Genomic DNA, 10,249 nt, shown 5'->3' with positions numbered 1-10,249 from the left:
CAGCCCCATCATGGCCGCAAGAACAGCGAAAAGCAGGATTTGAGGTAAGGACATGTGGTTGGTCTTCCTGCTGGGTTTACTGGCAGATCATAAGAACAAGAATGACGGTTTGAAAGCGTGTCTGGAAGGTGCTGCGGGAACCGGCCCCCGTTTTACAAATTTTGCCTGCAGGGCAGCAACGGATGCTCGCAAGCATTGGACTCTATGTTCTATGCGAAGCGCGGCACCTTCTGGCCAGACCTTATGGCCTTGCGGCGCAAATCATCCAGCGTTTCTTCGGTGAAATCGGCGGCGCTGCCTTGCAGACTATCTGTCCGCGCTTTGCTATACTCGCCCAAAGATTTTAGGAGTGCTGCGAGTTCGGCGCGTATCTCGTTTTCATAGTCGGCATCCGTTGCTTTGTTTTTTAATGTGTTTTTCAGTGACCTTGCGAACCGTTTAAGTGGCGGTCGCGTCAATATTGAGAATTCACCATTCATTGCCATGCGCTCATTAACATCCGTCAACAACAGGGGTGCAAAAGTCGTTTAGCGTCGACGGCGGTACGTATGGTGCATTGCGGGACAACCCCTGCGAAATACGCTTAAGGACAGGGCATTTGAATGAACGAGCAATCCCAAGCAGAGGTGATTTCATTCCTTTCAGACGAAAGGAACCTGCCGGTCCATGTCCCAGTCGGAATTATTCGTACGCATAGCGCTGTCGTATTTCCAAGCGGGTCGACCGCCGACAAGATCAAGCGTGGTGTGCATTATGATTTGGCGTTTCTGATGGTCGATCTGCGCCACAACGGACTGGAAAGTGCCGCCAACATCACCCTCAACAGCTATCTGCAGCGCGCGGGTCTCTTGGACTTCTACGCGAGCCTGTCGCTGTTGCTACGGTTCTTGAAGAGCGGCCCACAAATTTTTGCTGGGGCTCGCCACAACTGGAGATCATCCATGACCTTTGCTAAAATTGCATGCATCGACAAGACGGATGCTGATACTCTGCGCACGGTCTTTCGTGAAGTTTTCGTTCAGGCACTGGAATTCCTGCCTGATCATCGCGATATTATTGATAAAGCTGCTAGCCGTCTGCAGGAAAACGAAACAATGCTTGAACCCGCATTCCGCCCAAGGTCTGTGCGGCGCGGCGCACGCAACACCGAAGGTCGCAATGAATGACTGATGATCCATACAAGGTTCTTGGCGTCGCCAAAGGTGCCTCTCAGGCCGAGATTAAAAAGGCTTATCGCAAACTAGCGAAATCCCTGCATCCTGATTTGCACCCCGGCGACAAGGTCAAGCAAGCCCAGTTTCAGGCCGTAACGGCGGCCAATGATATTGTGGGTGATGCGGAAACGCGCAAACGCTTTGATGCAGGCGAGATTGACGCCAGCGGGCAGGAACGCCCGCAAAGGCAGTACTATCGTGAACATGCCGCAGCGGACCCGCAAGGGCGTTACGATTCATCTGCGGGGTATGGCGATTTTGAAGATCTGTCGGGTGTTTTTTCTGATCTGTTTGGGGCGCGTGCGCAAGCTAGAACAGGCCGCTCGCAGGGGTTTGCCGCGCGTGGTGGTGATACGCGTTATCATTTGCAGGTCAGCTTTATGGACGCGGCTGTAGGGGGCAAACGCGCTGTGCCTTTGCCAGACGGGACGACAATTGATCTGACCATTCCTGCGGGTGTGCGCGACGGCCAGACCTTGCGGTTGCGGGGCAAAGGCCAGCCGGGGGTCGGTGGCGGGCCTGCAGGTGACGCCTTGGTCGAGATCGCGGTGGCTGCGCATCCGGTTTTTACCCGCGATGGAAATGACGTCGAGGTTGATCTGCCGATCGGCTTTGACGAGGCGGTATTGGGCGCGAAAATTGATGTACCGACGTTATCTGGAAAGGTGTCGATGACCATTCCCAAAGGCGCGTCGACCGGGCAACGACTGCGGCTGAAGGGCAGGGGCGTTAAGCCAGCCAAGGGGACGGCGGGTGATCAGTATGTCCGGCTTAAGATTGTGACACCACCAAAACCTGATGCGGAAATGGAAGCGATCGCCCAGCGTTGGCGCGATCATGTCACCGCCGATCCGCGCGCCAAACTTTGGAAGGATTTGTGATGCTGGATGAACGCGATGTCGTCGCCACCGTGCGCCGCCTGCACCTGAAAGAACTGAGGCTATGGGTCGAAATGGGGTGGGTCAGGCCCGCCAATAGTGACGGTGGGCCGGTCTTTGATGATCTGGATGTGGCGCGTATCCGGCTTGTATGTGATCTTCGCGAGGATATGTCGCTGCCCGATGATGCGGTTCCGGTCGTCCTGTCGTTACTAGATCAGATCCACGGATTACGCCGCGAGTTACGCGGCTTGGTGGGGGCTGTGGATACGCAACCGGACGAAATCAGGCAAGCAATTGTCGCAGCATATCGCACGGGATCATCTCGGTAAGGGAGATTTTTGGCACAAGTCAAATAGACTGCAGACTCATCTGTTCCGCATTCTGTTTTTGAGATTTGTTAATTTATCAGTGTCTCGAAGCCGTACCCTAGGGCATGCTTTTCCAAGAAGTGCGCAGTGCTTTCCAGATCGTTCAGACAGGTGTCGCTGCGGGGCTTTGATGTAAAGATCGACCCAAGCTGGCTCTTGATCGCGGCGTTGATGATGGCAGCCTTTGGCCTGCTAGAGGCGCTGATCGCGATCCTTGTTTATCTGGCGCTGTTCAATCTGGGGCCCGCCTTCCCGTTGGATGGCGGCCGGGTGTTGGGTGCGCTGCTATGGAAGCGCAGCGCCTTATGGTTCTGGCCACAAAGCGCGGATGTCTTCAGGCAAGTTCCCGCGAATGTCGTTGATCTGTCCCGGTGAAATGCGGGCATTGAGAAGTTTGAGGACAGTTATGATGTCCTGTTGGCCACGAAATTCCATCATATCGCCGACATGGTGTTCGATCGCTGTGATGAAATCGCTTGCACGGTGCCCACGCAAAGGCACCAGATGCGGCTGCCACCCTTCAAAGAACATACCCCGGATCATGATAGGAAGCTGCGCCGAAAGCTGTGCCGTCTCATTCACATGCACCCGATCACGGATTTGGTGCAGTGTTGCGCGCAACAAACGCAATGCATCGCGATCGCTACTCCAGCCTAGCCGATCCCTTAGATCGTTCACCCATTCGTGCGTTTTATGCCATGTGCGATCTAGAACTTCCAATCCTGTGGCGGACATGTGGGCTCTCCTGTTTGGGACACTTACCATCACATTTTAGCGCCTGATGGCTCTGCGTATTTTGACAAAAATCAAGCGTAGCGCGTGTACCTTTACAGGGTCGCCAAAGCCGCACTTACTGGTATGCTGGAACCACAAGAGCGGCGAGGATCACAGATGACCGGAAAGAAAACGCCAGCAACAAAGTCAGGCACGCGCAAAACAACGGCCAAGGTAAAAGCGAAACCCTTTCCCATTGTGGGCTTGGGTGCGTCGGCCGGAGGCCTAGAGGCGTTCACGGCTTTTTTAAAGGCGACCGCGCCTGATAGCGGCATGGCCTATGTCCTCGTGCACCATGTAGACCCGACGCACAAAAGCTTGATGGCGGAACTGTTGGGCCGACAAACGAAAATGCCGGTGCATATGGCCGAAGACGGCATGGTCGTTGCTTGCGATCATGTGTATGTCATCCCGCCAAATCGCTACATGGAGATTGAAAAAGGCGTGCTGCGCCTGTCAGAACCGACGGACAAACGCGGGACACGCCTGCCGATCAACAGGTTCCTGACGTCGCTAGCCCAAGATCAGGGACGCAATGCAGTTGCCGTAATCCTGAGCGGGACAGGTACCGATGGGTCCGCTGGCATCGCCGAGATCAAGGTGCAGGGCGGTATCGTTCTGGTGCAGGACCCAGCGCAGGCCCAGCAGGGCGGTATGCCGCGTAGCGCGATCGCGACAGGGCACGCCGATCATATCGTCCCAATCGCGCAGATGCCGACGATCATATCCGGCTTTGCCAATCACGCCTTTGTCAAATCATCGAAGCCCGAGGCCGCATTTGGTGAAAACGCCCGTCCGTCCTTGTCAGGGATAGTCGCGACCCTCAAAGCGCATTCTCCGATCAACTTTGACCTCTATAAAGAAGGCACGCTTTTGCGCCGGATCGAAAGGCGCATGGTGCTACGGCATTTGCAAGACTCGGTGGATTATCATGCCCTACTAATGGACTCGCCGGACGAGGCCGAAGCCTTGTGCCGTGATTTGCTGATCAGCGTCACATCGTTCTTTCGTGACCCGCAAGCCTATGCTTGGCTCGAAAAATCGGTTGTCCCGGATTTAATCGCATCACACGCGGCAGGACAGGCTGTTCGGATCTGGGTGCCGGGCTGTGCGACGGGCGAAGAAGCCTATTCAATCGCCATGCTGCTGATCGAACGTATCTCGGAGCTGCGCAAAGACATAAAAATCCAGATTTTCGCATCTGATGTCGATGACTACGCCTTGGCTGCTGCGCGTACCGGCATCTATCCCGATTCCATCGAGGCAAACGTGTCGCAACAGCGTCTGGACCGGTTTTTCATCAAAGAAGATCACAGCTACCGCGTGACGCCAGAGTTGCGCGATACGGTCGTCTTTGCCAATCAGAACCTGCTGTCGGATGCGCCATTTTCCAAACTGGACATGATTTCGTGTCGCAATCTGTTGATTTACCTCACCCCCGAAGCACAGGACCGCGTGTTGGAGCTGTTCCACTTTGCGCTAAACGATGGCGGTGTGCTGTTTTTGGGCATGTCGGAAACTGTGGGCGAGAGCAACACGCTGTTTCAACCGTTGTCCAAACAATGCCGCGTTTTCAAACGTGTCGGCCCGTCACGCGCGCATCATCTGCCTATCTCGGGCATAGCCGATCGCCAGATGCACAGTGGTATCACTCCTCGGTTGTTCAAACAAAGCCTGCCCAACGGGGTGCGGCTGGCAGAGGCAAGTCAAAAAATACTGACCGAACACTATAGCCCCGCCGCTGTCTTGGTGGATGATACTGGCGAAACCCTTTATTTGGACGGGCGCACGGACAAATATATCAAAGTGCCGTCAGGCGAATCCAGCCGTGATTTGCTAGCGATGGCGCGCGACGGGTTGCGTACGCGCATATCATCTGTGCTGCGCGCTGCGCGTGAAACGGGTGAAGTCGCTAGCCGCATGGCTACGGTCAAGCGCGATGGCGTCAGCGTGACCGTCGAAATACAGGCCCATCCGGTTTTGATTGATAGCACGCGGATGTACCTTGTGACCTTTCAGGACCAAGTGCCGCCTGCCCAAACGACGACCGAGCATGCTGGTGATTACGCCGCAAATAACCTGCTGGAACAAGAGCTGGAAAAAACTCGCACCGATCTGCGCAACACGATCCGCGACTACGAACGCTCGACCGAAGAATTGAAGGCCAGCAACGAAGAAGCCATGTCGATGAACGAAGAGTTCCAGTCGACGAATGAAGAATTGGAAACCTCGAAGGAAGAGCTGCAATCGCTGAACGAGGAACTAACTACGCTGAACACGCAACTTCAGCAAAAGATCGATGCAGAGCGGCACCTGTCGGATGATCTGAACAATTTGCTGGCCAGTTCCGGGGTCGCCACGCTGTTCTTGAACCGCGAACGACAGATCATGCGCTTTACGCCCACAACACGCGCATTATTCAACCTGATTAGCGCAGATATCGGGCGCCCGATCAGTGATATCACCAGCAAGATCGACGACGCTGCCTTGTTTGGTGACATCGCGCAGGTGCAAGAAACACTTGTGCCAGTTTTGGTCGAGGTGCGCGCACAAAACGGCAAATGGTACAACCGCCAAATCCTGCCCTACCGCACGCAAGATGATAAAATAAACGGTGTCGTGGTCACTTATTCCGATGTGTCCGACCTTAAGGATTTGCAGGACAGGACCCTTATGGCGCAGCGTTTCGCCGAAAATATTGTCAATACAGTACGCGCTCCTTTGCTGGCGCTGAACGCTGATCTGGAATTGGTCTGGGCCAATCGCTCCTTTCACCAACTTTTCAACACGTCAGACAGTACTGTCGTCGGCAAAAGCCTGTTTTCTTTGTCCAAAGGTCAATGGGATATCCCTGAACTGCGCCGCAATCTTGAGCGCGTCCTGCCCGATGATCGGCCTTTCGAGGCGTTCAGCCTGCAGATTGACGTCGCGGGCAAAGGCCGTACAGATTTGGTTCTGGATGTTCGAAAATTGGCCAATGACCATACAGAAGGTGACTTGATCCTCGTGGCCTTGGACAACGTCACAGAGCAAAAGCAAGCGCGACAGGCACTGCTTGACCGCGAGGCGTGGCTAAAGGCCATTTTGAACGCGGTGCCAGAAGCGATTATCACCACGGATGCAAAGGGTATCGTGACCAGTTACAGCCCGTCTTCGGCGGAAATTCTGGGCTATACCCAATCCGAGGTCGTGGGTCGCAAGGTGAATATGTTGATCCCTGAAACAGGCCGGGAAAGCCACAATAATTGCATGGCTACTTTCCTTGAAACCGGAGAAAAAAGGATCATCGGCAAAGGCCGTGCATTGGATGCCCGCCACAAATCTGGTGCAACTGTACCAGTCCATTTGACAGTATCCGAATTAGAGATGGGCGCTAGTCGCCAGTTTCTGGGGGTTATTCGCGATTTGACTGCTGAACGGGAAAGCCGAAAACAGCTGGAACAAGCCCAGAAATTGGAGGCAGTGGGCCAGTTTACGGGTGGCATTGCGCATGATTTCAACAACCTGCTTACGGTCGTGATCGGCAATCTTGAACTTGTAGAAATGCTCCCCGACAGCCCCGACCGCGATGCGATTTTGGACGAGGCACTGGAGGCCGCAAATATTGGCGCGGCACTGGTTGCAAAATTATTGCTGTTTTCAAAGAAGCAGACGCTAGCCCCTGAACCTCTGAATTTGGCGCGCGTTATCGACGACCTCTCGCCGCTGCTGCAACGCACATTGGGTGGGCAAATCACGCTCACGACTGACTTGGACGATGATCTTAAGCGGGTGATGGCTGACGAAAGCCAGATCCAGAATGCAATGCTGAATCTCTCGATCAATGCGCGCGATGCGATGCCTGACGGTGGAAAACTCGTGATTACCGCGCAAAACATGGTGCTTGAGAAAGGGCAAACCCTTGAAGACAAAGCCAGACTTGTACCTGGCCACTACGTTGCCATTTCGGTGCGCGACGAAGGCATAGGGATGTCTTCCGAGGTACTAGACCGCGTCTTCGAGCCGTTTTTCACAACCAAAGAAGTAGGTCGCGGGACAGGTTTGGGCCTTCCGATGATGTACCGCTGGGCCCGCGAAAGCGGCGGCGATGTCACGCTGGACAGTGCGGTTGGCGAAGGCACAGTCGTAAAGCTTTATTTGCCAGCAATCGCGATTGAAAAAGCTACACCGCCCATGTCACAAGCCGCCACTGCGACACCTACAAGTCCTATCGGCGAAGTTGTTTTGCTTGTCGAAGATGACCGGAAAGTGCGCAATCTAACCCGCAAGCGCCTTGAACACCTTGGTTATGTGGTGGTTGAGGCCGAAAGCGGCGCTGCGGCATTGGAACAGTTGGAAGTGCGCGATGATGTCGCCCTGATGCTGTCCGATATCGTCATGCCTGGGGGAATGGACGGACTTGAACTGGCTGATAACGTAAGCGTGCTTTACCCGTCGCTGAAGGTTATTCTGGCAACAGGATTTGCCCCCAAAGCAAAGGATGCGCCGTATCCCGTGCTGCGCAAACCTTATAATATCGACACTTTGTCAAAGGGTCTGCGCGCCCTCTTGGACGAAAAACCCTGACATTCCGACTTGGCTTTTTGCGAAATATCAATCGCAACACCTGTAGCTAACCTATATTCAAGCGGTCGGCGAACCATCGTTGGTTTGCCCCGTATGCGGAGACGGTCGATGCAGTTTAATTTTACCGAACACGGGTTTTTTCGTGCACAGAGCGCCCCGATCGCAAGGCAATCGCGCTTGGCTGTCGAAATGACCGACCTTGGGTTTGATGATGGTATCGATGTGGTGATCTTTGAGGAAACCTCTGGCAGGGTTTTGTTCGAAACTGTGTTGGTTGATGCAGGCTCGCAGGTGTTGCTGACCTTTGGAAGCCCCCAAACCGAAGCGTTCTGGGACTGTCTGGATACACACGAATGTCTGCACACGGCACAGCGACTTTGTCTGGCTGCGCGGTGCCACTTTAGCCTTTTGACGCCCGCGATATCATTGAGCGGGATGGGGCAGGCGGAACGCCGCAATGCCTGCTTTTTGCGACTGGTCGAAGCACTGATAGATGAGTTTCGCACCCGTGCGTCTAAGGTGCAGGTTGATGTCACCCTGACCCACCGCAACCGCGCGATTGAGAGGTGCATCAACTATCCTTGATATGGCTCTATTGCTTCGGTCTAGGGTTGAAATGGGCCGTACCAAGTCACCAAATAGCTCTTATCTGACAAAACCAAAGCAAGGACGACACATGCTGTTGACCCAACTCCGCAAACTGTTGCTGCCGATTGTGTTAATGTTCCCTGTGTTTGCAAATGCCGAGGACGCAATGACCCAGTTTTCATTATCTGATCAATCGCGCTGGGATTATTTCAGCGATCAGGTCATGGGCGGTGTTTCGCAAGGCAGGGCCAGTTTCGAGCAGGTCGCAGGCCAGCCCGTGTTGCGTCTGACCGGCAAGGTCAGCACAGCCAACCGTGGCGGCTTTATTCAGGCGCGCACGAAACTGGACGAAGCCTTGCCTGCTGACACACGCGGTGTGATCTTGAATGTGCGCGGCAATGATCAGACATATTTTGTGCATCTTCGCACGTCGGGAACGCTCCTGCCTTGGCAGTATTATCAAGCACCTTTCGAGGTGACGCAGGACTGGCAAGAGGTCCGCATTCCGTTTGAAACCTTCGTCGCGTCTGGCGGGTTCTTGCGCGAAACGCCGGTTTCCAAAGCGGTGCGCAGCCTTGCAATTGTGGCCTTTGGGCGTGATCACGATGCCGATCTGTCCGTCCGCGCCGTCGGGTTTTACTAGGCGCTTGCTGCGTGGTGTCCTTTATGGGGCATTTACCACTGTTGATGCGGCGACACTCTGGGCTTGCGATCATTTTTTGTGCCGACATTTGGATCAAAAAAACGCAGCAAAGGAGATATCGAAATGGCAAAAGATGATAAAACCAGCGCCACGGTCCCGGCACGGTGCGCCGCGAATGGCGGCGCATCTTGCGTTTAGACTTATGATTTTTGACTGCTATTGAACGGCAAGATATTCACGTCGCTAGGGTGTTCAGAGAAATTGTGAAATTTTGCACAATGCGCACATAGGTCAACCCAATCCGAAACGCTGTGCAAGACAGTGTGGGGTGCTTTAGCTCCGCCAACAGTGGTTCTTGAGTGCAGCGATTTCTTGCTGTTTTGGTTGGGTGCAATCGGATGCATGGTCGCCTCGTTGGGCAATTGTTGTGTCTGGAAATCACCATGCCACCCCGACGCTTCAGCGGCTTTAACAACGGGCAAAGACCCATCGTTCAATTGCGTTTTATCAATTCGAGTTTTTACCGTGCTGCAAGACTAAGAGTCGAATCGGGCCGACAGTCTTATGTACGCTTTGCGACCTGATCTTCTTGAACTCGGAAATGAGGGGGGCGCACATGTCGCAAGCAGTCGGTCATATCTTTGGGGCACGGGTTGAATACTCTGTAACGGCTCATCAAGGGGCGTCAGATCAGCTTGAAAAGACCCTTAAACTACACTGTCGCAACATAAAGCCCGGTCAGCCAATCATCATCGAAGGTGACAAGACAAATTCGGTTACATGTGTGCTTGGCGGCTGGCTTTCGTTATCAAAGTCACTGCCGGATGGTGAAAGCCAGATCGTTGATTTGGCGCTGCAAGGCGAGATCATCGAGGCCGGAGGACCGGTGTCTTCTGTAACGATCGAAGCTGTGTCGCAAGCCAGCGTCGCACTTGTTCCGGTGGCCGCTTGGGACGCGATCAAGCTGCAGCGACCGGATCTTGACCGGATATCCAAGGCCATTCGCGCGGCGTCACGGTCGCGGATGGCTGAACGGATGTTGCGGTTGGGGCGCGGGCGCGCGGCGATGCGCATGGCCTATGCTTTGCTGGAGTTGAACGTCCGCCTAGAGGCCCTTGGTCAGGCCCGTGACGGAAAATATCACATTCCCATGAACCAGCGCATTCTTGGCGATTTTGTCGGTTTGTCTTCGGTTCATGTGTGCCGGACTTTGGG

The 10,249-nt window shown here is 54.4% G+C and carries 9 protein-coding genes; 7 read left to right on the top strand and 2 right to left on the bottom strand.

What is annotated here, in order from left to right; genetic code table 11:
* Positions 1 to 209: 209 nt before the first annotated feature.
* On the bottom strand, positions 210 to 485 hold the full coding sequence (locus QZ197_RS12180; protein WP_296432269.1) for a hypothetical protein: 276 nt from the start codon (positions 483 to 485) through the stop codon (positions 210 to 212).
* Between the two features lie 117 nt (positions 486 to 602).
* Here QZ197_RS12180 and QZ197_RS12175 point away from each other — a divergent pair, with 117 nt between their 5' ends.
* From QZ197_RS12175 to QZ197_RS12165, 3 genes are read left to right on the top strand one after another with little or no spacing between them, the layout of a single operon-like run.
* Entirely contained in the window at positions 603 to 1,166 is a 564-nt protein-coding gene (locus QZ197_RS12175) for a hypothetical protein (RefSeq protein ID WP_296432267.1), read from the top strand.
* The gene (locus QZ197_RS12170; protein ID WP_296432265.1) at positions 1,163 to 2,095 is read left to right on the top strand and encodes a DnaJ C-terminal domain-containing protein; all 933 of its coding nucleotides are present in this window, start codon (positions 1,163 to 1,165) and stop codon (positions 2,093 to 2,095) included. The genes QZ197_RS12175 and QZ197_RS12170 overlap by 4 nt, the downstream gene beginning before the upstream one ends.
* Positions 2,095 to 2,424: a chaperone modulator CbpM gene (locus QZ197_RS12165; protein WP_296432263.1), complete on the top strand. Its 330-nt coding sequence runs from the start codon at positions 2,095 to 2,097 to the stop codon at positions 2,422 to 2,424. The genes QZ197_RS12170 and QZ197_RS12165 overlap by 1 nt, the downstream gene beginning before the upstream one ends.
* A gap of 342 nt (positions 2,425 to 2,766) precedes the next feature.
* On the opposite strand, the gene QZ197_RS12160 is transcribed toward QZ197_RS12165, so the two are convergent.
* The gene (locus tag QZ197_RS12160; RefSeq protein ID WP_296432262.1) at positions 2,767 to 3,198 is read right to left on the bottom strand and encodes a DUF2267 domain-containing protein; all 432 of its coding nucleotides are present in this window, start codon (positions 3,196 to 3,198) and stop codon (positions 2,767 to 2,769) included.
* Positions 3,199 to 3,354: 156 nt separating this feature from the next.
* Here QZ197_RS12160 and QZ197_RS12155 point away from each other — a divergent pair, with 156 nt between their 5' ends.
* The 4 genes from QZ197_RS12155 to QZ197_RS12140 all read left to right on the top strand — a co-directional run.
* Entirely contained in the window at positions 3,355 to 7,803 is a 4,449-nt protein-coding gene (locus tag QZ197_RS12155; RefSeq protein ID WP_296432261.1) for a chemotaxis protein CheB, read from the top strand.
* A gap of 108 nt (positions 7,804 to 7,911) precedes the next feature.
* Entirely contained in the window at positions 7,912 to 8,388 is a 477-nt protein-coding gene (locus QZ197_RS12150; RefSeq protein ID WP_296432258.1) for a hypothetical protein, read from the top strand.
* A gap of 91 nt (positions 8,389 to 8,479) precedes the next feature.
* Positions 8,480 to 9,034 (top strand): CIA30 family protein, encoded by a 555-nt coding sequence (locus tag QZ197_RS12145; protein ID WP_296432257.1) that lies wholly within the window; start codon positions 8,480 to 8,482, stop codon positions 9,032 to 9,034.
* A 616-nt stretch (positions 9,035 to 9,650) separates the two neighbouring features.
* A partial coding sequence (locus tag QZ197_RS12140; protein ID WP_296432255.1) for a Crp/Fnr family transcriptional regulator occupies positions 9,651 to 10,249 on the top strand: 599 nt, incomplete at its 3' end.

Source organism: Yoonia sp., from assembly GCF_017854415.1.
Classification (GTDB): Bacteria; Pseudomonadota; Alphaproteobacteria; order Rhodobacterales; family Rhodobacteraceae; genus Yoonia.
The sequence above is the reverse complement of the archived record's forward strand: the minus strand, read 5'-3'. Positions and strand labels throughout refer to the sequence as shown.